The 24,336-nt window shown below is 45.1% G+C and carries 18 protein-coding genes; 9 read left to right on the top strand and 9 right to left on the bottom strand.

The genetic code is table 11. The features are described from left to right. Positions 1 to 24: 24 nt before the first annotated feature. The 3 genes from L4D74_RS17525 to L4D74_RS17535 form a co-directional block, all read right to left on the bottom strand. Positions 25 to 855: a peptidoglycan binding protein CsiV gene (locus tag L4D74_RS17525; RefSeq protein WP_428753628.1), complete on the bottom strand. Its 831-nt coding sequence runs from the start codon at positions 853 to 855 to the stop codon at positions 25 to 27. Positions 856 to 1,004: 149 nt separating this feature from the next. Continuing rightward, positions 1,005 to 4,463 (bottom strand): transcription-repair coupling factor, encoded by a 3,459-nt coding sequence (gene mfd, locus L4D74_RS17530; protein ID WP_428753629.1) that lies wholly within the window; start codon positions 4,461 to 4,463, stop codon positions 1,005 to 1,007. A 5-nt stretch (positions 4,464 to 4,468) separates the two neighbouring features. Then, on the bottom strand, positions 4,469 to 5,053 hold the full coding sequence (locus L4D74_RS17535) for a PilZ domain-containing protein (RefSeq protein WP_428753631.1): 585 nt from the start codon (positions 5,051 to 5,053) through the stop codon (positions 4,469 to 4,471). A 173-nt stretch (positions 5,054 to 5,226) separates the two neighbouring features. Between L4D74_RS17535 and lolC the strand changes: the two genes are divergently transcribed. Genes lolC through lolE form a run of 3 tightly spaced genes read left to right on the top strand, consistent with a single transcriptional unit; the run spans position 5,227 to position 8,365 of the window. Next, positions 5,227 to 6,435, top strand: a complete 1,209-nt coding sequence (lolC, locus tag L4D74_RS17540; RefSeq protein ID WP_428753632.1) for a lipoprotein-releasing ABC transporter permease subunit LolC — start codon at positions 5,227 to 5,229, stop codon at positions 6,433 to 6,435. Continuing rightward, positions 6,428 to 7,117 carry a lipoprotein-releasing ABC transporter ATP-binding protein LolD gene (lolD, locus tag L4D74_RS17545; protein ID WP_428753635.1) on the top strand — a complete coding sequence of 230 codons (690 nt, stop codon included), beginning with the start codon at positions 6,428 to 6,430 and terminating at the stop codon, positions 7,115 to 7,117. Before lolC ends, lolD begins: the two co-directional genes overlap by 8 nt. Positions 7,118 to 7,120: 3 nt before the next feature. Continuing rightward, complete coding sequence (gene lolE, locus L4D74_RS17550) at positions 7,121 to 8,365, top strand: lipoprotein-releasing ABC transporter permease subunit LolE (protein ID WP_428753760.1); 1,245 nt, start codon at positions 7,121 to 7,123, stop codon at positions 8,363 to 8,365. Positions 8,366 to 8,545: 180 nt separating this feature from the next. On the opposite strand, the gene L4D74_RS17555 is transcribed toward lolE, so the two are convergent. After that, positions 8,546 to 9,055, bottom strand: coding sequence for a DUF2062 domain-containing protein (locus tag L4D74_RS17555; RefSeq protein ID WP_428753637.1), 510 nt, complete (start codon positions 9,053 to 9,055; stop codon positions 8,546 to 8,548). A gap of 8 nt (positions 9,056 to 9,063) precedes the next feature. Here L4D74_RS17555 and L4D74_RS17560 point away from each other — a divergent pair, with 8 nt between their 5' ends. Genes L4D74_RS17560 through kdsB form a run of 5 tightly spaced genes read left to right on the top strand, consistent with a single transcriptional unit; the run spans position 9,064 to position 15,163 of the window. Beyond that, positions 9,064 to 11,436: a DNA internalization-related competence protein ComEC/Rec2 gene (locus L4D74_RS17560; RefSeq protein ID WP_428753638.1), complete on the top strand. Its 2,373-nt coding sequence runs from the start codon at positions 9,064 to 9,066 to the stop codon at positions 11,434 to 11,436. A 32-nt stretch (positions 11,437 to 11,468) separates the two neighbouring features. Then, on the top strand, positions 11,469 to 13,223 hold the full coding sequence (gene msbA, locus L4D74_RS17565; protein ID WP_428753639.1) for a lipid A ABC transporter ATP-binding protein/permease MsbA: 1,755 nt from the start codon (positions 11,469 to 11,471) through the stop codon (positions 13,221 to 13,223). Further along, a complete protein-coding gene (lpxK, locus tag L4D74_RS17570; RefSeq protein WP_428753641.1) occupies positions 13,220 to 14,221 on the top strand; it encodes a tetraacyldisaccharide 4'-kinase in 1,002 nt (333 codons plus the stop codon). The genes msbA and lpxK overlap by 4 nt, the downstream gene beginning before the upstream one ends. Further along, positions 14,211 to 14,390: a Trm112 family protein gene (locus L4D74_RS17575; RefSeq protein ID WP_250617016.1), complete on the top strand. Its 180-nt coding sequence runs from the start codon at positions 14,211 to 14,213 to the stop codon at positions 14,388 to 14,390. Before lpxK ends, L4D74_RS17575 begins: the two co-directional genes overlap by 11 nt. Continuing rightward, the gene (gene kdsB / locus L4D74_RS17580; RefSeq protein WP_428753643.1) at positions 14,390 to 15,163 is read left to right on the top strand and encodes a 3-deoxy-manno-octulosonate cytidylyltransferase; all 774 of its coding nucleotides are present in this window, start codon (positions 14,390 to 14,392) and stop codon (positions 15,161 to 15,163) included. Before L4D74_RS17575 ends, kdsB begins: the two co-directional genes overlap by 1 nt. A gap of 42 nt (positions 15,164 to 15,205) precedes the next feature. On the opposite strand, the gene L4D74_RS17585 is transcribed toward kdsB, so the two are convergent. Further along, entirely contained in the window at positions 15,206 to 15,919 is a 714-nt protein-coding gene (locus L4D74_RS17585; RefSeq protein WP_428753645.1) for a pseudouridine synthase, read from the bottom strand. 309 nt (positions 15,920 to 16,228) lie between these two features. Between L4D74_RS17585 and L4D74_RS17590 the strand changes: the two genes are divergently transcribed. Further along, complete coding sequence (locus L4D74_RS17590) at positions 16,229 to 18,451, top strand: NADP-dependent isocitrate dehydrogenase (protein WP_428753647.1); 2,223 nt, start codon at positions 16,229 to 16,231, stop codon at positions 18,449 to 18,451. A gap of 98 nt (positions 18,452 to 18,549) precedes the next feature. On the opposite strand, the gene L4D74_RS17595 is transcribed toward L4D74_RS17590, so the two are convergent. The 4 genes from L4D74_RS17595 to L4D74_RS17610 all read right to left on the bottom strand — a co-directional run bounded on the left by L4D74_RS17595 (position 18,550) and on the right by L4D74_RS17610 (position 24,156). Then, on the bottom strand, positions 18,550 to 20,082 hold the full coding sequence (locus L4D74_RS17595) for a SpoVR family protein (RefSeq protein WP_428753649.1): 1,533 nt from the start codon (positions 20,080 to 20,082) through the stop codon (positions 18,550 to 18,552). Between the two features lie 12 nt (positions 20,083 to 20,094). Next, positions 20,095 to 21,366, bottom strand: coding sequence for a YeaH/YhbH family protein (locus L4D74_RS17600; RefSeq protein ID WP_428753651.1), 1,272 nt, complete (start codon positions 21,364 to 21,366; stop codon positions 20,095 to 20,097). 79 nt (positions 21,367 to 21,445) lie between these two features. Then, on the bottom strand, positions 21,446 to 23,380 hold the full coding sequence (locus L4D74_RS17605; RefSeq protein WP_265675044.1) for a PrkA family serine protein kinase: 1,935 nt from the start codon (positions 23,378 to 23,380) through the stop codon (positions 21,446 to 21,448). Positions 23,381 to 23,655: 275 nt separating this feature from the next. Beyond that, the gene (locus L4D74_RS17610; RefSeq protein WP_428753653.1) at positions 23,656 to 24,156 is read right to left on the bottom strand and encodes a YfbU family protein; all 501 of its coding nucleotides are present in this window, start codon (positions 24,154 to 24,156) and stop codon (positions 23,656 to 23,658) included. Between the last annotated feature and the right edge of the window lie 180 nt (positions 24,157 to 24,336).

Consider the following 24,336-nt stretch of genomic DNA (forward strand, 5'->3'; position numbering starts at 1 on the left):
CAATAATAGGGCCTTTTTTTAAAGTTAATTGGCGACTCTTCGTACTTGGATAATCATCCCCAATAATGGGTGGTCTAAGTAGTGAGTTTCGTTACTGCGCATACGTCTCTTTTGGTCGAGACGATAGTCTTTCAAAAAGGTTTGTACTTCTGTTTGTACGGCAACGTCCTGCAAGTTACCTGCAATGACATTGGCATCCTCGGTAATTGGTTCAGAAATAGGCGCTGCTACTTCTTCGCTACTTACTGCTGCAAAGGTGGTTAAAGGGTCAGAATCCGCAACTTGCGTCGGGCCTGCAATCACGACTTCTTTGCTACTTGGGGCTTTTAAGTCAAGTTGAGCTTCTGCATAGAGGTAGTGCTGAACATAAACCTGTAGCTTACCGTCAAGTTCATATAGTGGTTTATCGATCGCGACTTCTGTCACTCCGTCAACAGGTGAGGAATGATTATCGTCATTGCCTTTTTCTGAGCCATCAACATTAAAGGTTGAAGAATAGTCTTTACCTGCACGAATATGAAAGGTTGGCGCGTAGGCTTTACTTTGGTCGCCCTGTCGCCATGCTTTGTGAAACAGCACCGAGTAGCCTGCGTGTTTTTTAAGCTTTTCTACTTCGCCTGTTAGTTCGTAAGCAGAATAAGGCAGCATTTTTACGCCTTTGGATGCGCGATAATTGGCATCGGTTATTGCACCACTGCGTTTAAAGTCGATTTGTGCAATATCATTAGGCCAGGATTCGTTTACTTTTTCAGGATTCACGGCGCGCTTAAAAATGATCACTTCAATATCAAATTGTCGCTGTGCCAAGCTCGGCATAGAGACTAATAGGAGCAGCAGTGGTATCAACTTTTTCATTCTTTCTCCATTGATTAACGCTATCATTGCGTTTAATCACATTATATCAACTAATGTAGGGTGTTGCCGAGACAATTCATGGCTCGTTTGCACACACCCATTAGGCTCTAGCTATCAACTTACGTATCAATCTAGTTGGCGCTTTAGTACTAGCGATGTGGGGCCCGATTTTTCTCAAATTCTTCCAGCATATTATTTAGGAAATTAAGTCGCTTACGGCGATCCGTCAAGCTTTCTATGAATTTGAACTTGGTTGGCCCTTCCATGGCAAACTTATTGGGCTGTGCTTGCAGCAGTTTAACTAAGAAGGTCGGATCTATGTCAGCATCAGGATAAAATTCAATGTATCCACCTTTATCGTGCGCTTCCAGTTTTCTGACTTTAAGGCCGGCGGCGCGTAATTTCATTGCTGAGATAGCCAGTAGATGTTTTGCAGCGTCCGGTAGTAAACCGAAACGATCGATCAGTTCGACTTTCAGTTCACTTAGTTCTTCATTATCAGAGACGCTAGCAATACGCTTATACATGGAAAGGCGCATGTTGACATCTGGAATGTAGTCATCAGGTAGTAAAGCTGGGATACGAATTTCGACTTCTGTCTGCTCACGGAGTAAGTCATCGAGTGAAGGCTCTTTGCCTTCTTTCAGCGCTTCTACTGCTTGTTCAAGCATCTCCATGTAAAGTGAGAAACCAACCGATTGAATTTGTCCGCTTTGTTCATCGCCAAGCAGTTCACCGGCACCGCGGATTTCTAAATCGTGGGTGGCAAGGGTAAAGCCAGCCCCCAAATCTTCTAGTGATGCAATGGCATCTAAGCGCTTAATTGCGTCTTTAGTGACAGCCTTTGGATGCGGGGTCAGCAAGTATGCGTAAGCTTGATGATGGGAGCGTCCAACACGGCCACGTAGTTGGTGTAATTGAGCGAGCCCTAGGTTGTCAGCCCTATCCATAATAATGGTGTTGGCGGTTGGAACATCAATACCCGTTTCAATGATCGTCGTACACACCAACAGGTTAAAGCGTTGGTGGTAAAAGTCGTTCATGATGCGCTCAAGTTCACGTTCGCGCATCTGACCGTGAGCGACGGTAATACGCGCTTCTGGGATCAGTTTTGCTAAATCTTCTGCGACCTTATCGATGGTTTCGACTTGGTTGTGAAGGAAATATACTTGCCCACCACGCATGATTTCACGCAAGGCAGCTTCGCGGACCGTGCTGTCGTCTTTTTCCCTGACAAACGTTTTGATGGCTAAGCGTCGTGCTGGTGGAGTAGCGATAATAGAAAGATCGCGCATGCCACTCATTGCCATATTGAGGGTTCGTGGAATCGGTGTCGCCGTTAAGGTCAGAATGTCGACATCGGCGCGCATCGCTTTGACTTTTTCTTTTTGGCGTACCCCAAAGCGGTGCTCTTCATCGACGACTAACAAGCCGAGATCATTAAACTTGATGTCATTAGACAGCAGTTTATGAGTACCGACTAGGATATCAATTTTGCCTTCTTTAACATCCTCGAGAATCACTTTTTGTTCTTTAGCCGTTTTAAATCGAGACAATACCTCAACACGAATTGGTTGGTTGGCAAATCGGTCGCGGAAGTTTTCAAAGTGCTGCTGAGCAAGCAATGTTGTAGGAACCAACACTGCGACTTGTTTATTGTTGTCGGTACAGACAAACGCGGCGCGCATCGCCACTTCCGTTTTGCCAAAGCCGACATCACCGCACACCAATCGATCCATTGCTTTGGGTTGGCACATATCAGACATCACAGCGTTAATAGCTTGTGCTTGGTCTTCGGTTTCCTCGAATGGGAAGCCTGCTTTAAATGTCGCGTATTGATCTCTATCTAAGCGGAATTTATAGCCAGGTTTAAGTTCGCGCTTGGCATAAACATCAAGCAATTCGGCGGCAACATCGCGAACTCGCTCTGCCGCTTTACGGCGCGCTTTTGTCCAAGCTTCGCCACCCAATTTGTGAAGAGGCGCACTTTCTTCTGCTCCACCTGAGTAGCGTCCAATTAGGTTTAGTGACGCGACTGGGACATAGAGTTTTGCTTCGTTTTGGTACTCTAAGGTCACGTATTCGGTTTTGATGCCACCAGCTTCAAGTGTTTGCAGTCCAAGGTAGCGGCCGATACCGTGATCAACGTGTACGACCGGCTGACCAGGTTTTAATTCGGCAAGGTTACGTATGATGGTATCGCTGTTGACCGAGCGTTTTTCTTTTTTACGACGCTGTACTACACGGTCACCCAGCATGTCGCTTTCGCAAACGAAAGCAAATCGCTGACCTTGCACAAAGCCGTATTCACAATGACCAATGACTAGGCTGAATTTATCATTGCTGGCCAATGCCGACTGGAGGCTATCGTGCTCTTGAGGGCGCAGTTTAATGCGATGCAATAATTCGTTAAGTGCTTCTCGGCGTCCCTCGGATTCCACAGAGAAAATCACTTTACCCGCGTATTGTTCCGTAAACTGACGCACTTGCGCCATGGGTTCTTTTAATTGGTGTTGAACGCTAATGTCTGGCAGCGGCGTAATGTCAGCATTTTGGCGTCCCGCTTTGGCACTGGTGGCGTCATTACAACAAATAAGTTGAGGATGCTGCTTAAGGTGAGAATAGAACTCGTCCTTTTGTTGCCACAGTGCAATAGGTGGCAATAAAGGGCGTAATGGGTCGACTTTTCTCTGTTCATAGCGTTGTTCAACATCTAGAAGGAAGTGGTCGATGGAGGCATCGATGTCACCAACCATAATGAGTTGAGAGTCTTCATTGATGTAATCAAATAGGGTTTCAGTATGGTCAAAAAACAGTGGTTGCCAATACTCGATACCAGCAGGCCAAACACCTTTAGAGACCTGGCTATAGACGGATTCAGGCTCTCTTCTGGCCTCAAACTGTTGACGCCACCTAACTCTAAATGCTTCTATTGCTTCCTTTGTGCTAGGAAACTCATGAGCAGGCAATAGGCGGATTTCATCGATATCATCGATAGAGCGTTGATTTTCGGGATCAAACGTGCGGATCGTATCGATTTCATCATCGAAAAAATCTATTCGATATGGGGCTGAACTACCCATTGGGTAGAGGTCTAGGATGGATCCTCGGCTGGCGTACTCGCCGGGACCAAAGACTTGGTCAACTTGGCGGTAGCCTGAGCTTTCAAGTTGCAGGCGAAGCTTCTGTAAGGAGAATAAATCACCAACCTTGACCATCAGAGTGTACTGAAGTAGGAAGTCTCGTGGCGATTGTCGCTGTAACAATGTGCTTACAGGAACAATAGTGATGCCGGAACTTTGTTGCGGCAGCGTGTAAAGCTTGGCAATACGATCCGAAATAATATCCTGATGCGGAGAAAAGTTGTCGTAAGGCAAGGTTTCCCAGTCAGGAAATAATCCGACACTTCCCGAGTAAAATTGTTCGATTTCGCCTTGCAATTTAATCGCGAGCTGAGGGTCGGGGACCACCAGTAACGTATGGCTGCTATGCGCTTGCGCGTGTTCGCTGATGGCTAGAGCAAGGGATGCACCCCGAAGGTTACCGAGCGTTTTTTTGTCGCCAGCACCTGACGGCATATTTAAGGGAAGTATAGGAGTCTTGGTCATAGTGATTAGCTTTTGTCTCGATCAAGCGAGCGCTGTCTTAAGAGTTTTTGTTGATGGTACAAGGCGGCTTTAATGAGCATGTCTTGATGCTCCTCAAGAATGCGAACGAACGTCAGAGTGATGGTGTAATCTGAATCCGAATGTTCTGAGTCCGAAAGCTGTACGTCAGTGACTTCACCGTAGCAATAAATGCCTGCGGGTGGTGCATCTAGAAATAGTTTTATTACCGCTAGCTGCCCAATGCTGAGAGGGGTCTGACTGCGGTAGACGATCTCTCCTGCGCCAAATCGTGTTGTGACTTGACGGAAAGCGGGTTCATCTTGTTGAGCGATCATGTAATTGAGTAGCAGATTGAGCTTGGTATTTTGCTGGTCTATGAGCTCGGCAACCTGTTTAAGGTTTTGCTGTTGCAGCTCATGTTTTGCGGCTTCTCTTTGTTGATTGAGTTGGCTGAATTCACAAGAGGCCACAAATGGTGCAGGGATCTGTGCCAGATAACTGTCTAACTCAGGTAGTGTTGCGCCAATTTCCATCGGCTCAATGTTGGCTCGAATTGCGCCGTTTACGGTAAAGAAGTCATTCTGTGACATAGGTAATCCCTGATTAATAGCCTTAATTATCTCTGTGTATCACCGAGTTATCAAGAAATTGCCCTATCAAATCGTTAAAAGTCTGTCATTTAAAACGAAAATCACATTCAGGGCTACAACCTCAACGCGTTTATCGTTACATTAGCCTTAGATTTCATTCTTTGGTTGTGTCTATGTTTCACCCATTACCCGTTTTTATCGGATTACGCTACTTACGAGGTCGGTCAGGCGATCGCTTTAGCCGCTTCGTGTCTTATATATCAACCGCCGGAATTACCATCGGGGTGCTGTCTTTGGTGACGGTGCTATCGGTGATGAATGGTTTTGAGGCGCAACTCAAGGGGCGTATCTTAGGCGTGCTCCCTCAGGCGGTTATCACCCATTCAAGTGGCACTATAGCGTCAGATCAGGTACCTCCAGCTTTTCTTAGTGACTACCCAACGAGTCAGCCTCCAGTTCCTATTGTACGAAGTGAAGCCGTGGTTCAAAGCCATCAAGGCTTAGCCGCGGTGATGATGTTGGGTATTGAACCGGAGAGTAATGATCCCATTCGCCATCGAATGGTGAGTGGCAGTGTCAATCAACTTGAGGCCGGAGACTATCGGGTGTTGCTTGGTCACACGTTGGCGCGAGAGCTCGATGTTCAGGTTGGCGACAAAATTAGATTAATGGTGACCAGTGCCAGTCAATACACACCATTAGGTCGAATTCCGAGTCAACGGATGTTTACCATCGCGGGCTTGTATAGCACAGGGTCAGACATTGATAGTTCACTGGTGATCACTCATATATCGGACGCGGCAAAACTCATGCGTTTTAAGCCGGGAGAAGCCAGTGGCTGGCGACTCTTTTTTCAAGATCCATTTGTTGTTTCGAGTTTAAGTCAACACGAGCTTCCGGAATCATGGCATTGGAGCGATTGGCGTGAACAGCGCGGAGAGTTATTCCAAGCAGTCAAAATGGAAAAAAATATGATGGGATTGATGCTGGGGTTAATTATTGGTGTTGCCGCTTTTAATATTATTTCCGCTTTGATCATGGTTGTCATGGAGAAACAAGCAGAGGTTGCTATTCTCAAAACCCAAGGGATGTCAGATAGACAAGTGCTGACGATTTTTATGGTTCAAGGTGCGAGTAGCGGCGCTATCGGCGCGGTCGTAGGAGGCATCTTAGGCGTTTTGATGGCTCAGAACCTAAACGCGTTATTAGATGCGATGGGCGTTGCTCTGTTTAGTTTTGGCGGTCAGTTGCCTATCATGATTAACCCGAACCAAATCGTTATTGTTGTTGTGGGCGCAGTGCTACTGAGTCTGGTGGCGACTTTATTTCCTTCTTACCGTGCGTCGTCCGTAAAACCAGCTGAGGCTTTAAGATATGAGTAGTCCTTTAATCGCTTGCCAGAATATTCGAAAAACTTATCACGATGGCGCGGTGGATACCGAAGTCTTGAAAGGGGTCAGTTTTGAGATTGCTAAAGGGGAGCTTGTGTCCATTATTGGTTCATCGGGATCGGGTAAGTCAACCTTGTTACATGTGCTAGGGGCATTGGATGATGCTTCGCAGGGCGAGGTTGAATTCTTAGGTCAATCTTTGTTGACGCTTAGTAGCAATCAACAAGCGAAGATCCGCAATCAGCATTTGGGTTTCGTTTACCAATTTCATCATCTATTGAGTGACTTTACTGCCCTAGAGAATGTGGCGATGCCATTGTTAATTGGTGGCATGAATGTGAAACAAGCAAAAGCTGAAGCTCATGACTTATTGGAGCGTGTTGGTTTAGGTCATCGTGTGACGCATCGCCCTTCGGAACTGTCTGGTGGTGAGCGACAACGTGTGGCAATTGCACGAGCATTGGTCAACAAACCTTCGCTGGTGCTCGCTGATGAACCTACGGGTAACTTAGATCATAAAACAGCGCTCGCTATTTATGATTTGATGCGTACTTTAAATAAGGAATACGGCACGGCTTTCTTAGTGGTCACCCATGATAACGAACTAGCGGAAAAAATGGATAAACAGCTTCACATGCAAGATGGTTTATTAATTGATATCGCGCAGAAGTAAGGAATAGACGTGTCATTATCCTTTTTTATTGGTAAACGTTTTAGCCAAGCCAAGCAGCGCAATAGAATGGTGTCTTTTATTTCGATATCGTCAATTGTTGGTATTGCTGTGGGTGTCGCGGTGATTATCGTCGGTTTGTCGGCGATGAATGGTTTTGAGCGAGAACTTAAAAATCGCGTACTGTCAGTCATTTCTCATGGTGAGTTTGAAGGAGTCAATCAACCGATTGACGATTGGCAAAAGATGGTCGCTGCTTCAACAAAGCACGAACATGTTGAAGCAGCAGCGCCCTATATTCGAGTGACGGCCTTAGTTGAGAAAGGCAGTCAATTAAAAGCGGTTGAAATTCGAGGGGTTGATCCTCAATTAGAGCAAACCGTTTCCTCGTTACCTAGCTTTGTTGACGAGAAAAGTTGGCAGGCGTTTCGTGCTGGAGAGCAGCAAGCCATTTTAGGCAAAGGGGTGGCGGAGCAAGTTAACGCGAAGGTAGGGGATTTTGTTACGTTAATGATCCCCTCAACCAGTGATGCAACTAAAGTGCAGTCACCAAGGCGCGTGCGGGTAAAAGTGACAGGCTTACTTGAGCTCAACGGTCAAATTGATCACAGCTTGGTGATAGTGCCGTTGCAAGATGCCCAAAAGTACGTCCGAATGGGGGATAAAGTCAGTGGCGTATCGATCAAAGTCGATAATGTCTTTGATGCGCCACTAATTGTTAGACAAGTCGGAAACTCTTTGTCTGAATATGTGTATTTAAGAAGTTGGAAGCAAAAATACGGCTTTCTTTATCGTGACATCGAATTGGTCCGCACCATTATGTATTTAGTCATGGTGTTAGTCATCGGCGTTGCTTGTTTTAATATTGTCTCGACGTTGATGATGGCAGTAAAAGATCGCTCTGGAGAAATTGCGATTTTGCGAACAATGGGGGCGAGTGATGGTTTGATACGGCGGATCTTCATTTGGCAGGGCGTATTTTCTGGCGTGGTGGGAAGCATTGTCGGTGGAATCGCGGGCGCCTTGCTGGCATTAAATTTAACGCCAATCGTATCAGCCCTCGAGACACTCGTCGGGCATCAGTTTTTATCTGGTGATATCTATTTTGTCGACTTCTTACCATCGCAGTTAGTTTGGAGCGATGTAGCATTAGTATCCGGAACTGCGATAGCGTTGAGCCTAGTTGCGACCTGGTATCCGGCATCGAAAGCGAGCCAGTTGAACCCTGCGACGGTGCTAAGTGCCAAATAACGATGAATAACATAATGACTAATAAAAAAGGACCCTAGGGTCCTTTTTTTGCTAACTGATGTACTTAACAGTTTCACGCTTTTGCTATTTACCTCATAGGTTGTCGCTACGATCTTGCGCCCTTATGAGTAACGCTTTAATTTAGCCAACACATGATGCAAGCATCAATACGCTCAGAGACTAGCGTAGTGAGCGTTGTTGCCAACTTCTGACGACAGAATAGCGCCATAAACCACGGATACCGAAATACCCGGCAATTGACGCGAGTGCTGCACAAAGTAGGCACCCTAATAGAAATGGAGGCCCGATGGTCGACATTTGCTCAGAAAGGTATTGCCATGACAATTCAAAATGAAACGGTTGCGTGGGAGTGCTCAAGCAAAACGCCCCGACTTTATACGCAAAATAAAACAGTACAGGCATAGTGACTGGGTTACTGATCCAAACCAGCGCAACCGATAAAGGCAGGTTTACACCGAAGAGAATTGCGAGACCCGCAGCCATAATCATTTGGCTTGGCAGTGGAACGAAAGCCATAAACAAACCAACGGCAAACGCACCCGCTGCAGAGCGGCGGTTTAAACACCATAGGTTGGGGTTATAGAGGACATTGCCGAATATTTTCAAAGCCTTTTGTCGCTTGATCACTTCGTGATTTGGCATGAAACGTTTGATGAACTTTCTTGGCATAGGGAAACATGACTCTCTTTACAAGCATCACTGTACCTTTGGTTTACACCCTAACTTTAATAAGTGCAACCTTTTGGCCTGTGATGCCAACTATCTATTGGTTGATTCCTATATCCCTAATCAGTTTCGCCTTGCTGATAAAGCGTCGATTTATATTGTTGACGGGATTCATCGCACTATCCGTGGCATTAATTCAAGGGAATCTTCTTAAGAGCCAAACAGAGGCGCTTTTTCGATTCGGCACAGATATTACCATAAAAGCGCGAGTTGACAGCTATTTTAAACAAATAAGTCAAGGTTATGAGGCGGACGTGACGGTTTTCAGTGTCAACGGTGAGTCGATTAACTTGATTTATCGACCGAAAATAAAACTGAAGTTATCTATGCCGGTAGACGTTGGCGCTTGGGTTATGGTGCCAGTGAGGTTAAAGCGCATTATTGGTGTTAAGAACAGGGTGGGGTTTGACAAAGAAAAGTACTATTTTTCTCATGGCTTGCTTGCCCAGGCGAGGGTTGATGATTCGGCTCATAGTATGGTGTCGAGTAAGCGTCACTGGAAGTCGAACATATACAACCATATATACCGCGCAACATCTATGAGTCGCTATCAGGGGTATTATTTAGCGTTGATATTTGGCGACCGTTCTAAATTAACCGCCGATGATTGGGCCAGTTTACGCGAAAGTGGTCTGTCGCACTTAATGGCGATATCGGGGCTTCATATCGCCATTATATTTTCCATTGGCGTCTTCGTTGGGCGGGCCGTTGGGCTGTTATGTGGTGCGCTATCACGCCAAAGCCAAAGCCAAAGCCAAAGCCAAAGCCAGCGTCGAAGTGGCAAGAAGCGATGGTTTACCCAAATAGCGTTATTCATTGCTGCACAACCTTGGCTAGCAGTTGCCTGTGGGTTTATTTTCGCAGGTTTCTATGGTGCGTTAGCGCATTTCCCCATTCCAACGGTCAGAGCACTGCTGATGCTTTTGACCCTCTATGTTATTTACTCTCGAAGTATTAAAGCCGATGCTGTCGCCATGTTACTTTTTAGCGCGGGTTTAGTCCTGACAGTGTTGCCATTTTCATCTGAAAGCATGAGCTTTTGGTTGTCGTATTATGCGGTGAGTGCGTTAGTGATATTAGCGACTTACTTAAGACAACCTCAGTATATTGAAGCAGGGAAGATACGCAGTGGTTTATTATTTCATATCGGACTGGCGGTGTTGTTTTTGCCATTGTTGATTATTGTGTTTAATGGCGCGTCACTGGGGAGTGCGTTATACAACCTCATTTTTGTGCCCTGGTTCAGCTTTATTGTTATGCCTGCATTATTGCTGATGACAGTATTTAGTTTAGTAGCATCAATGATGGGAATCGACGATATTGGCCTCTATGACTTGGTGATGGACCCATTATTATCCGTGGTAATTAAGGCGATGTCTTATTCCAGCTGGTTCTGGGTAGAGTTGGAACCTCATTATGTACTGCCTATTCTATTCGTCATTGCAGCGGGTTTATGTTGGCAATGGATAACGGTGCGTTGGGTATCCATCATTGCAGTGGTTGCTCTCTTTTTATGGATAGACGCAGAGAAAAAGCATCATTTTCGGGTGGTTGTGTTGGATGTCGGTCATGGTCTAGCCGTCATTGTTCAGCAAGGCAATGAAGCAGTGATCTATGATACTGGTATGGAAATGGCGGGATTTAGTATTGCTCAGCGTCTAATTACCCCCACACTTGCTCAGTTAGGGGTGAACACACTAGAAGGCATTATCTTGAGTCATGCCGATAATGATCATGCTGGTGGCTCAGTGAATTTACAACGGCAATGGCAGCCAAAGTGGATTCGAAAATCTGACGCTGATGCGACTGAACTGCCGTGTATCGCTGGCGAGGTTTGGCAATGGGGCAAGGTAACGTTCGAGGCGCTGTGGCCGCCTAAGCTGGTAGCACGTGCCTATAATCCACACTCTTGTGTTGTTCTCATGACTTATTCTCCAAAAGGGCAGTCTCATGACTATCGAGTGTTATTTACTGGTGACATTGACCAGATTAGTGAAATCTTGCTCGCACGTAATCTACCTTTGTTGGATGTGGACGCTATGTTGGTTCCGCATCATGGTAGTAAAACATCATCTTCGGAATGGTTGCTTAATCGAATTCGTACGCAGCATGCTATTGCATCGACGCGTTTTGCAGGGCGATGGAATCTACCCAATCCGGATGTGAAGGCTCGTTATATACAAAATGGGGCCAAATGGTACGACACTGGCTCAGTGGGACAGGTGAATTTGTCATTTAGTGCACAAGAAGTGAGCGCTTTCACTCTCAGAGGCGATAAGCTCGCCCCTTGGTATAGGCAGATGTTAAGAAGCGGAGTAGAATAAAAGAAAATTAAGATGAAAATGATTGAAGAATTATGTCACTAAATCAAGATGAAACCACACTGCAGACCTTTAAGCGCTTGTGGCTGTATATCCGTGAGTATAAAACTGGATTGACGGTTGCCGTTATCGCGCTGGTGATCAATGCCGCAGCAGATACTTACATGCTTTCTTTGCTTAAACCGCTTTTAGATGAAGGGTTTGGTGATGTTGAATCTAATTTTCTTAAAGTCTTGCCACTGATTATTATTGGTATGATGCTTATACGGGGCTTGAGCGGTTTTGTATCGACGTACTGTTTAAGCTGGGTATCAGGCAATGTTGTGATGCAGCTACGTAGAAAGATATTCAGTCATTTCATGCACATGCCGGTTTCCTTTTTTGATAAGGAATCAACGGGTGGGTTACTTTCACGCATTACTTATGACTCAGAACAGGTCGCAGGTGCCACGAGCCGTTCTTTGGTAAGTATTGTGCGAGAGGGCGCCAGTATTATTGGGCTGCTGTTCTTGATGTTTTGGAGTAGCTGGCAGTTGTCCTTAGTACTGATTGTTGTTGCCCCAGTTGTGGCTTGGGCGATTGGATTTGTATCGAAACGCTTTAGAAAAATCTCCCGTAACATGCAAACCTCTATGGGAGAGATGACCACATCAGCAGAGCAAATGCTAAAAGGCCACAAAGTGGTCTTGACCTATGGTGGTCAAGAGGTGGAAGGCGAGCGCTTTGACAGTATGAGCAACCAAATGCGTCAGCAGACCATGAAAATGGTGGCAGCGTCAGCGATTGCTAACCCTGTGATTCAAATGATTGCATCGTTGGCTTTAGTGTCAGTGTTGTATTTAGCAAGCTTTGATTCGGTACGCAGTGAGCTAACGCCGGGTACGTTTACGGTTATCTTTTCCGCGATGTTCTCTTTAATGCGTCCACTTAAAGCGTTAACGGGTGTGACTGCTGAGTTCCAACGAGGTATGGCCGCGAGCCAAACGTTATTTGCGTTAATCGATCTCGATACTGAGAAAGACAATGGCACGACAGAGTTGAAGTCCGTTAAAGGTGACATTAGCGTAAATGATATTACCTTTACCTATCAAGGTACGGAGAAGCCAGCGCTGCGTAATGTCAGCTTTGATTTACCGGCAGGTAAAACTATCGCATTAGTGGGGCGTTCAGGATCAGGCAAAAGTACCATTGCCAATCTGTTCACTCGTTTCTACGATGTTGATAGCGGACATATTGCGCTCGATGGTCACAAAATCGATGACATTAAGCTCACTAATTTGCGTCAACACTTTGCGCTTGTCTCGCAGAACGTACACTTATTTAACGACACGATTGCTAACAATATCGCTTATGCGGCGCAAGGGAAATATAGCCGTGAAGAAATTGAGCACGCCGCAAAACAAGCTCATGCCATGGAATTTATCGATGGCTTAGAGCATGGTTTGGATACAGTGATTGGTGAAAATGGTGCTAGCCTTTCTGGAGGTCAGCGTCAGCGAATCGCGATTGCAAGAGCGTTGTTACGTGATGCGCCAGTTCTGATTCTAGATGAGGCTACATCTGCACTTGATACCGAATCTGAACGTGCGATTCAATCGGCGCTCGATGAATTGCAAAAGGATAAAACGGTCTTGGTAATTGCTCACCGCCTTTCAACTATTGAAGAAGCGGATGAGATTTTGGTTGTTGACGAAGGCGAAATCATAGAGCGCGGCAATCACGCGACATTGATCGCTCATCAAGGCGCTTATGCTCAGCTACACCGTATTCAGTTTGGTGATCATTCGTGATTGAAAAGCTTTGGTTCGAACAGCACCCACTGCGTTTTGTTTTGTGGGTGGTGCTATGGCCATTGAGCCAACTTTATGGCGTGATTACGGCGAGACGCAGACGGGCTTATCGCCAAGGTAAAAAAACGGTTTACCGTTCAACATTACCCGTTATTGTGGTGGGCAATATTACCGCGGGTGGGAATGGCAAAACACCGATGGTGATCTGGCTGGTAGAGCAGCTCGCCAATCTTGGTTTTAAACCGGGCGTCGTGTCGCGTGGCTACGGTGCCAAGTCTCCACAATATCCTCTACGCGTTGATCAACAGACGTCGACACAGCATTGTGGTGACGAACCAAAGTTGATTTTTGAGCGTACTGGCGTGCCAGTTGTCGTTGATCCTGTTCGCTCACATGCCGTGCAAGAATTGGAAACACTGGGTGTGGATGTGGTGATTACCGATGATGGTTTACAACATTACGCACTAGACAGAGCATTTGAAATTGTTGTCGTTGATGGACAGCGTCGCTTTGGTAACGAAGCGCTATTGCCCTTGGGACCTTTGCGAGAACCGCTTTCTCGACTGCAAGACGTTGATTTGATAGTGACCAATGGTAGCGGCTCACAACAGACGAGTGAGAAAGTATTTACCTTAGAGCCAACGTTGGCGGTGAATCTACTCTCTGGAAAGAAAGTGGCCGTGAATGAATTGGGTACTCTGGCTGCATTCGCTGGTATTGGACATCCACCAAGGTTCTTTGCTACGTTAAATCAATTGGGAGCAAACTTAGTGCGAGAGCAGGGTTTTGCAGACCATAAAGATTTTGATAAACAACAGCTTGTCGCACTTGAGCAAGGTGTTGATAATGTCATTATGACAGAAAAAGACGCGGTAAAATGCCGACACTTTGCTCATGAAAATTGGTGGTACTTACCAGTATCTGCAAATTTTACAGACCAAGACAGCGAAGAAATACTGATAAAAATTAGAAAGGTTATAGAGAGTTATGGATCATAGACTTCTGGAAATTGTAGCGTGCCCTATTTGTAAAGGTAAGCTGACGTTCGATAAAGATAAACAAGAGCTGGTTTGTAAGCTAGATCGATTGGCATACCCGATTAAGGAAGGAATCCCAGTGTTGTTAGAGCCAGAAGCAAGAACGATGGCGATGGAAGAGGGGCGATAATGTCATTTACAGTCATTATTCCAGCGCGTTACGAGTCGTCGCGATTACCGGGCAAGCCACTGGCGGATATTGCGGGTAAGCCGATGATTCAGCATGTTTATGAAAAAGCGATGTTATCGGGGGCCAAGCGAGTCATTATTGCCACCGATGACCAGCGTGTTGAGCAAGCTGCAAAAAGCTTTGGCGCAGAAGTGTGTATGACCTCTCCAACCCATGAGTCAGGGACAGAGCGTTTGGCTGAAGTGGTTGAATTAATGGCAATAGAACCGGAGCATATTGTTGTTAATGTGCAAGGGGATGAACCTTTAATACCCGCAGAAATTATTGCGCAAGTTGCGAATAATTTGCAGCAAAGCACGGCACCAATGGCGACGTTAGGTGTTCGTATTGAGACCGAGCAAGAAGCGTTCAACCCTAATGCCGTCAAGGTTGTCACGGATGAACAAGGCTATGCGCTGTATTTTAGTCGCGCCACTATTCCGTGGGATCGCGACGCTTATAGCCAAGATCCTAAACAATCGCCAGCTCACCCTCTACTTAGACATATTGGCATTTATGCCTATCGTGCAGGGTTCATTAACACTTATGTGTCTTGGGCACCAAGTGTATTAGAAAAAGTGGAATGTTTAGAGCAGCTGAGAGTGCTTTGGTATGGTGAAAAAATCCATGTTGATGTGGCGTTACAAGCGCCTCCGGCAGGGGTGGACACACCGGAGGATCTTGAGCATGTTCGTCAGTTAGTGGCTTCGTTAACGACGGGCGATTCAAACTAACGTTTACACCGTTATGAAGTCGTACCGTTTCCTATTACGCAGTTAACGACTCAGCGCTGGGTGATCGGCAGGAAGTAATTCCCATTCACCCGGTTGCAAATTACTTAGCGTAAACTGCCCCATAGAAGCGCGAATTAGGCGAAGCGTTGGAAAACCAATATTAGCCGTCATTCGGCGAACTTGGCGGTTTCGCCCTTCAATTAAGGTAATCGAAAGCCATGTTGTTGGGATATTCGCTCTAAATCTTACCGGCGGATTTCGTTCCCAGACATCGGGTGCATCCATACGAGTCACTTTAGCGGGTAGTGTTGGTCCATCTTTAAGTGTCACGCCATCTCTTAGTTTTTGAATATCATCTTCTGACGGATCTCCGTCAACCTGAACCCAATAAGTTTTTTCCGATTTCGAATTCGGTTGAGTCAAGCGAGCCTGCAAGATGCCGTCGTTAGTTAAAATGAGCAGTCCTTCACTGTCTCGGTCCAGCCTTCCTGCAGCATAAACATCTTTAATAGAGATAAAGTCGGCCAGTGTTTTCCTTCCATCACCATCGGTGAACTGGCTGAGCGTATCAAAAGGCTTGTTAAAAATGATGACCTTTCGCTCAGCAATAGACACTTTTGGTTTCACGTCTTCCGTTTTTCGGCGACGCGATGGTCGACGATGAGAGGATGTCGATTGCCCAGTGGATTGTTTGAAACGTGTTGATTTAGTCGCGGCACGTGACTTAGATGGTTCACGTGTTGTTTTAAATGTCATGTTAACTACCCTGCAAAAATGTAAACAAACTGTGTGCTTTAGTTTTGTCTACCGCTGTTTTGAGCTATCATGAGCGCGCTCAAAAACAGGATTAATGCACAAGATAATAGACTAATTGCTCATTTTTGTTTAATTATAGTTGCTTAGGATTTCGTTTAACTGAACTAAAAGCCTCTGATTGCTTATTTATGCACCACATTGGGTGCAGTATGAGGCTTGTTGGTACAGTTACAACGTTTACGCTGCCTTTTTCGGTATGCGTTAATTGATAAGGGTAACCTTGCCCAATTAGAACGATAGGGAAATTTCATGCCTACAGAAAAGCCGACCATTATTTACACGATTACTGATGAAGCGCCAGCGCTTGCGACGTACTCACTACTACCGATTATTCAGTCATTCACAGCGTCTTCTGGGATTGACGTTGAAACGAGAGATATCTCATTAGCAGGGCGCATTATTGCAAACTTCCCTGACTATTTGAAAGAAGAGCAGCGAATTGGTGATGCGCTTAGTGAGTTAGGTGAATTGGCGACGACGCCAGAAGCAAACATTATCAAACTGCCTAATATCTCGGCTTCTATTCCGCAATTAAAAGCAGCCATTCAAGAGCTACAAGCCAATGGTTACGCGCTACCAGATTACCCAGAAGAGCCTGGCTCAGCTGAGCAAGAAGCGGTGAAAGCAATCTACGATAAGATTAAAGGCAGTGCGGTAAACCCAGTACTCCGAGAGGGTAACTCAGACCGTCGCGCACCATTATCAGTAAAGAACTACGCCAAGAAAAACCCGCATTCAATGGGGGCGTGGTCAAAAGATTCAAAATCCCATGTTGCTAGCATGGCAGATAAAGATTTCTTCGGTAGCGAAAAATCAGTCACGATTGATCAAGCAACGGATGTCAAAATCCAGTTCACCTCTGCTAACGGTGAAGTGTCGATTTTAAAAGAGAAAGTATCATTACTCTCTGGTGAAATTATTGATGCGTCGGTGTTAAATAAGAAGGCACTGGTCGCGTTCTTTGAAGCGCAAATTGCAGAAGCAAAACAGCAAGGTGTTTTACTTTCTCTACACTTGAAAGCGACAATGATGAAGGTGTCAGACCCTGTCATTTTCGGTCATGCAGTTGAAGTGTATTACAAAGAAGTATTTGCAAAGCACGGTGCTCTATTTAATGAGTTAGGTGTCGATGTTCGAAATGGTATTGGTGATGTGTACGCTAAGATTGCGTCACTACCAACGGCGCAAAAAGCAGAAATTGAAGCCGATTTAGCCGCCGTCTACGAGACACAACCCCCGTTAGCGATGGTTGACTCTGATCGAGGTATCACGAACCTTCATGTGCCAAGTGACATCATCGTTGATGCTTCTATGCCCGCAATGCTTCGATCTTCTGGTCAAATGTGGGGACCGGATGGTAAACAGCAAGATACCAAGGCACTGATTCCTGACCGCAGCTATGCAAGCATTTATCAAGCTGTGATTGACTTCTGTAAAGAGAACGGTGCGTTTGATCCTACTACCATGGGTAGTGTGCCAAACGTTGGTTTGATGGCGCAAAAAGCAGAAGAGTACGGTTCGCACGACAAGACGTTTATTCTTGATGGTGCAGGCACTGTGTCTGTTGTTGACGCACAAGGTCAAGTATTGATTGAGCAAGCAGTAGAAGCGGGCGATATCTTCCGTATGTGTCAGGTTAAAGACGCTCCGATTCAAGATTGGGTTAAGCTAGCTGTGACACGTGCTCGTGCGACAGGTGTACCTGCCGTATTTTGGCTAGATGAAGCGCGCGCTCACGATGCAGAGTTGATTAAAAAGGTAAACCAATATTTACCTGACTACGATACGAATGGTTTGGATATTCGCATTCTTGCACCTCTTGAAGCGACCATTTTCTCTCTTGACCGAATTAAACTAGGCCAAGACACCATTTCAGTAACTGGTAACGTGTTACGTGATTACCTGACGGATTTGTTCCCAATTTTAGAATTGGGCACGTCTGCGAAGATGTTGTCGATTGTTCCATTAATGAATGGCGGTGGCTTATTTGAAACTGGCGCTGGCGGTTCCGCGCCTAAGCACGTACAGCAGGTTCAAAAAGAAAATCACCTACGTTGGGACTCTCTAGGTGAGTTCCTCGCGCTAGCAGCGTCTCTAGAGCACTTGAGTACAGTCAGTGGCAACGAACGTGCGAACGTACTGGCTAAAGCGCTGGATCAAGCGACAGGGCAGTTCTTAGACATGAACAAGTCACCGTCACGTAAGGTGGGTGAGTTGGACAACCGTGGTTCACATTACTACTTGGCTCTTTACTGGGCTCAAGCACTGGCGCTACAAACTGAAGATGCAGCACTGGCGAATGAATTTGCTCCAATTGCAGAGCAGCTGGCTTCTAACGAAAGTGTGATTGTTTCTGAACTGAATGCCGCGCAAGGCGTTGTTGGCGATTTAGGTGGGTATTACTTACTTAATGATGCATTGGTGGCACCATTGATGCGACCAAGCGCAACGTTGAATGGTATCGTTTCGTAACCATTTAGGTTCATTAACGATTTAGACAGTTAACGTTCAGCAGTAAAAGCGGCTCCTTTATAGGAGCCGCTTTTTTATTTTGCTGTAATTAATGGTGGTCAAATACTCGAATTGTAAGCCTCGCGTTTTGGACAAGTCGCCAGGATCTCTCGTCGTCCAGATTCTTTTACTTCTTCTAAAATGACATCAAAGCCCCAAAGTCGATAGAGGTGCTTAAGCACTTCGTCGTACCCTTTATCTAATGGAATTCGATTGTGGGGGACATGTTGTAGAGTGAGAGAACGATCACCACGAACATCGACATTATAGACTTGGATGTTGGGCTCTAAGTTGCTGAGGTTATATTGCGCCGCTAACTTTTCACGTATTTTTCGGTAACCCGATTCATCGTGTATAGCCGAAATTTCAATAAAGTTCTTTCTATCATCATCAAGAATAGAAAACAGTTTAAACTCTCGCATTAACTTTGGTGACAGATACTGGCTTATGAAGCTTTCATCTTTAAAGTTATGCATGGCGAAGTGTAAGGACTCAAGCCAGTCACTACCTGCCAAGTCTGGGAACCATTCCTTGTCTTCATCCGTTGGCTCTTCACAGATACGTTTTATGTCTCTAAACATGGCAAACCCAAGGGCGTATGGATTGATGCCGCTAAAGTAAGGGCTGTTATAGGCTGGTTGTGCGACTACACTCGTGTGGCTATGCAGAAACTCTAAAATGAATTTGTCGCTGACCAAGCCTTCATCATATAGGTGATTAAGAATGGTATAGTGCCAGAACGTTGCCCAGCCTTCATTCATGACTTGTGTTTGTTTTTGTGGGTAGAAGTATTGGCTTACTTTCCTGACGATGCGAACAATTTCACGTTGCCATGGCTCCAGCAATGGTGCATTTTTTTCAATGAAATAGAGGAGGTTTTCTTGAGGCTCACTAGGGAAGAGTACCTTTTGCTCAGATTCCTTTTCGCGATTTTTAGGCACAGTTCGCCACAGTTCGTTCACTTGAGACTGTAAGTATGCTTCACGTTGCTGCTGGCGAATGGTTTCTTCTGCCATTGAGATCTTTTCAGGGCGCTTATAGCGATCAACACCATAGTTCATTAAGGCATGACAAGAATCGAGCGTTCTTTCTACATCTTCAACCCCATACTTTTGTTCGCATTCAGAGATGTAGTTCTTAGCAAATAGTAGATAATCTATGATGGAACTGGCATCCGTCCAAGTCTGAAATAGATAATTACCTTTGAAAAACGAGTTATGACCGTAACAAGCATGCGCCATCACTAAGGCTTGCATGGTCACTGAGTTCTCTTCCATCAAATAGGCAATACAAGGGTCAGAGTTGATGACTATTTCATACGCTAAGCCCATTTGGCCATGTTTATAACCCTGCTCGGTTTGTATAAACTTTTTGCCGAATGACCAGTGATTATAGTTAATCGGCATACCAATACTTGAGTAGGCATCCATCATTTGCTCAGACGTGATGACTTCTATTTGATTAGGGTAGGTATCAAGTTTATACAAGGCGGCGACGCGCTTGATCTCAGTATGATAGCGTTCGAGCATATCAAACGTCCAATCTGGGCCGTCAGGCAACACTTTTGATGATGTTTTAGCTTTAGTTGTCATAGACACATCTCCCTATGTTGTCTCTTTTTGAAACAATTCCCTAAACACTGGGAAGATATCTTCAACAGAGCGAATATTCTTCATTGCGAAGTTGTCGAAGTCATTTTCGAGTTTTTCGTATTCATGCCACAAGGTTTGATGCGTACGGCGAGTGATCTCGATATAAGAGTAATACTGACATGCGGGTAGTAAACTATTGACCAGCAGCTCTTTACAACGCGGTGAGTCATCAGCCCAATTATCCCCATCAGAGGCTTGAGCCGCATAGATATTCCATTGTTCGGTAGGAAAACGTTCTTGGACGATTTGTTGCATTAATTTGAGTGCACTTGATACGATCGTGCCACCAGTCTCTTGAGAATAGAAAAACTCATGCTCGTCGACTTCCTTGGCTTGCGTATGGTGGCGGATGAACACGACCTCCACATTTTCATAAGTGCGGGTCAGGAATAAATAGAGCAGCACATAGAAGCGCTTAGCAATGTCCTTTGTGGCTTGATCCATTGAACCTGAGACATCCATCAAACAGAACATGACGGCTTGGCTAGAGGGCACAGGGCGTTTCTCGTAGTTTTTAAAGCGCAAGTCGAAGGTATCAATAAAAGGAACACTTTCAATTTTCTTGCGAAGCTGAGCGATCTCTTCTTTGATACGACGTTCTTCGATGGGCTGAGCGGGTTCGCTCATTTGAATACTATCTAGCTGCTCGTTTAATTCTTCGATTAAGCGACGTTTACCCGCCGTCATTGCAGTGCGTCTTGCGAGTGATTGCTGTAATGACCGCACGATGGCAATATTAGAAGGCATACCGGCAGTTTGATAGCCCGAGCGGTGTGTTTTCCACTCTTTGATTTTGTTAATTTGGTTCTTTTTAAGGTTTGGAAGCGCTAAATCCTCGAAGAGAATGTCGAGATATTCATCTTTGGATATTTGGAAGATAAACTCATCTTGACCCTCACCATCTTGGCTCGCGTCGCCTTGACCTGCACCGCCTCCTTGTCCGCCTTGCGGTGGGCGTTCTATTTTGTCTCCGGTAATAAATTGGTCGTTACCAGGGTGGACCCGCTCTTTCAAACCGCCTTGACCTTGATGAAAAATAGGCTCATTGATATCAGTATTAGGGATCGAGACATCTTCACCTGTTTCAGTGTTAGTGATAGAACGGCGGTTGACCGCGTCTGTGACGGACTCTTTGATTTTTTGTTTATGTCTGCGTAGGAATCGTTGTCGATTCACCGCGCTTTTATTTTTACCATTTAGGCGTCTATCGATAAATTGCGACATGAGCTGTTACTCCCTGTATTCCTCTCACCAAGCAGAACCCGAGCTATAGCTCGGGGCTGCGTCATAAAGCTCGGTGTATTTAAGAGGACTTACGAACGCGCAAGTACCACTCAGATAGTAACCTTACTTGTTTCTCGGTGTAGCCTTTTTCCATCATACGATTAACGAAGTCATCGTGTTTTCGTTGGTCATCTGATGAGGTTTTGGCGTTGAAAGAGATGACGGGAAGGAGTTCTTCAGTATTGGAGAACATTTTCTTCTCGATCACAGTGCGTAATTTTTCGTAACTCGTCCATACCGGATTCGAGCCATTGTTATTTGCTCTTGCACGTAGTACAAAATTAACGATTTCGTTTCGGAAGTCTTTAGGGTTACTGATCCCCGCAGTTTTCTCAATTTTTTCCAGCTCTTCATTGAGAGAAGAGCGGTCAAATAGCTGGCCAGTTTCTGGATCGCGATATTCTTGATCTTGAATCCAGAAGTCAGCATACGTCACATAGCGGTCGAAGATATTTTGACCATATTCAGAGTAGGACTCTAAGTAGGCGGTTTGAATTTCTTTGCCGATAAACTCTACGTAACGAGGTACTAAGTAACCTTTCAAGAACTCGAGATATTTTTCTCCCACTTCTTGCGGGAACTGCTCTCGTTCAATTTGCTGCTCAATCACGTAGAACAGATGAACGGGGTTTGCTGCGACTTCAGTCTGGTCGAAGTTAAATACTCGCGACAGTATCTTAAACGCAAATCGCGTCGACAGTCCGGACATACCTTCATCTACACCCGCATAGTCACGATATTCTTGGTAGCTTTTGGCTTTTGGATCGGTGTCTTTTAATGTTTCGCCATCATACACGCGCATTTTAGAGAATAGTGAAGAGTTCTCAGGATCTTTTAGTCGCGAGAGTACACTGAATTGACCCAGTAATTCGAGTGTACTTGGTGAGCATGGTGCTTTTGTTAACTCACTGTGTTCCAAAAGTTTTTGATAGATTTTAACTTCTTCTGAAACCCTTAAGCAGTACGGAACCTTAACGATATAAACCCTATCTAAAAAGGCTTCGTTATTTTTATTATTTCTAAAGGTTTGCCACTCTGATTCGTTTGAGTGGGCGAGAATCATGCCATCGAAAGGCAATGCTGAAAGCCCCTCCGTACCATTATAGTTACCTTCTTGAGTAGCAGTTAGCAAGGGGTGAAGCACCTTGATTGGTGCTTTGAACATCTCTACGAATTCCATCAGACCTTGGTTTGCTCGACACAAAGCGCCTGAATAGCTGTAGGCATCAGGATCGTCCTGTGAAAAGTGCTCAAGTTGTCGAATATCAACCTTACCTACAAGTGATGAAATATCTTGGTTATTCTCGTCACCTGGTTCGGTTTTAGCGATAGCGACCTGATCGAGAATTGAAGGGCGGACTTTGACGACTTTGAATTTGGTTATATCGCCACCGAAGTCGTGCAGTCGTTTAGCGGCCCACGGGGACATGATCGAGCGGACATAGCGCTTTTCAATGCCGTATTCGCTCTTGAGTAAGTCACCGTCTTCATTGACATCAAACAGGCAGAATGGATGATCATTGACGGGGCTGCGTTCACCATTTGCAGACAAAACATAAATAGGCATTTTTTGCATTAATGCTTTGAGTTTTTCTGCTAGTGAAGACTTACCACCACCCACGGGACCAAGAAGATATAGGATTTGTTTTCGTTCTTCTAAGCCTTGAGCAGCATGTTTTAGGTAAGACACGATTTGCTCTATGGCATCTTCCATACCATAGAAGTCTTCGAAAGTTTTGTACCTCGATATGATCCTATTTGAGAATAGGCGACTTAAATGTGGGTCTTGAGCAGTATCGATGATTTCAGGCTCTCCAATAGCAAGCAATAGACGTTCAGCTGCGTTGGCATAAGCACTTTTGTCGTCTTTACATAGACCTAAGAATTCCTGAATTGATAGCTCTTCATCTTTGGCGGCTTCGTACCGCGATTGATAATGGTCGAAAATACTCATAGCTGATTCCCCTTAAACCTGCAAAACTGACCGTTAACACATAATTAATGCGACTCCATGTCAATTTAAAGATTAGTAGGGTTTTCAGATTTTTGCTTTGCAATTATGTGTTTATTTGTAAATTGGCAAAGACAACAGAGAAAGAATGGTTATAGTCTCAAATTTTGAACGCGGGTCTTGATTATGGGAATTGGGCACTAAAAGGAGTCGGAGAAACGCCCAGATAGAAGGCTACTGGGCGTTGATAAGTGCTATTTTTCGATCAATTGACCGGATTAAGCGTTGAAAATTTGCTTAAATTCAGCGCTAGATAAGTGGTATTGACGAGGGCAGTTTTTCCAGGTCGCGAGCATGCGACGGTACTTTTCGAGCATCGGCATCTGGCTATTAAAGTGGTGGTCCGCCTTATCAAATTGTGGGTAGAGCCCCTCTGAATCAACTAAAAAACGAACATAATTAACAAGCTGTGCTTCGCTAGCAATGTCAAAACCTAAAAACTGTAGACGACGTTGGTCAACATCTTTACGCTCGTTCTCTTCCAGCATTTTGTTTGATTCTTGCATCGCATGATACATTTCCATGATGTCGATGATTTCACGACATTCATCTTCTATTAGGCAACCGAATTCTTTGTCCATTTCACGCATTTGCAGCGCATAGCCACGCTCGACAATAGTTTGCAGTCTTTTGTACTTGTTTTCACTCTCAGGGCTCAGTTTCGCCATTAAGTAATATTGGTTTGATAAAATTAGACGTTGAGCATTAGTCATTTCCATCTTTGGAGCCTCACTAGAATTTGTCTTTATTATAGGTGGGTGACGACGATGTTTGTCAGCCGAATAGCCACATTTGAATGATAGTTAGATTACCAGTTTACCCCCAAATAGGAACATGATCTGAGCACGAAATTGAGATAAAAAAACGCGCTTTATGCGCGTTTTTATTGGGGGTGAATA

Source organism: Vibrio cionasavignyae (assembly GCF_050337155.1).
GTDB lineage: Bacteria > Pseudomonadota > Gammaproteobacteria > Enterobacterales > Vibrionaceae > Vibrio > Vibrio nomapromontoriensis.

What these genes read in the sequence shown, in the direction of transcription:
- L4D74_RS17555 (WP_428753637.1), bottom strand. Translation starts at nt 9,055, where the DNA reads ATGCCAAGAAAGTTCATCAAACGTTTCATGCCAAATCACGAAGTGATC.
- L4D74_RS17605 (WP_265675044.1), bottom strand. Translation starts at nt 23,380, where the DNA reads ATGAGTATTTTCGACCATTATCAATCGCGGTACGAAGCCGCCAAAGAT.
- L4D74_RS17595 (WP_428753649.1), bottom strand. Translation starts at nt 20,082, where the DNA reads ATGACAACTAAAGCTAAAACATCATCAAAAGTGTTGCCTGACGGCCCA.
- msbA (WP_428753639.1), top strand. Translation starts at nt 11,469, where the DNA reads ATGTCACTAAATCAAGATGAAACCACACTGCAGACCTTTAAGCGCTTG.
- lolC (WP_428753632.1), top strand. Translation starts at nt 5,227, where the DNA reads ATGTTTCACCCATTACCCGTTTTTATCGGATTACGCTACTTACGAGGT.
- lolD (WP_428753635.1), top strand. Translation starts at nt 6,428, where the DNA reads ATGAGTAGTCCTTTAATCGCTTGCCAGAATATTCGAAAAACTTATCAC.
- L4D74_RS17585 (WP_428753645.1), bottom strand. Translation starts at nt 15,919, where the DNA reads ATGACATTTAAAACAACACGTGAACCATCTAAGTCACGTGCCGCGACT.
- mfd (WP_428753629.1), bottom strand. Translation starts at nt 4,463, where the DNA reads ATGACCAAGACTCCTATACTTCCCTTAAATATGCCGTCAGGTGCTGGC.
- L4D74_RS17575 (WP_250617016.1), top strand. Translation starts at nt 14,211, where the DNA reads ATGGATCATAGACTTCTGGAAATTGTAGCGTGCCCTATTTGTAAAGGT.
- L4D74_RS17610 (WP_428753653.1), bottom strand. Translation starts at nt 24,156, where the DNA reads ATGGAAATGACTAATGCTCAACGTCTAATTTTATCAAACCAATATTAC.
- L4D74_RS17560 (WP_428753638.1), top strand. Translation starts at nt 9,064, where the DNA reads ATGACTCTCTTTACAAGCATCACTGTACCTTTGGTTTACACCCTAACT.
- L4D74_RS17600 (WP_428753651.1), bottom strand. Translation starts at nt 21,366, where the DNA reads ATGTCGCAATTTATCGATAGACGCCTAAATGGTAAAAATAAAAGCGCG.
- L4D74_RS17525 (WP_428753628.1), bottom strand. Translation starts at nt 855, where the DNA reads ATGAAAAAGTTGATACCACTGCTGCTCCTATTAGTCTCTATGCCGAGC.
- L4D74_RS17535 (WP_428753631.1), bottom strand. Translation starts at nt 5,053, where the DNA reads ATGTCACAGAATGACTTCTTTACCGTAAACGGCGCAATTCGAGCCAAC.
- kdsB (WP_428753643.1), top strand. Translation starts at nt 14,390, where the DNA reads ATGTCATTTACAGTCATTATTCCAGCGCGTTACGAGTCGTCGCGATTA.
- L4D74_RS17590 (WP_428753647.1), top strand. Translation starts at nt 16,229, where the DNA reads ATGCCTACAGAAAAGCCGACCATTATTTACACGATTACTGATGAAGCG.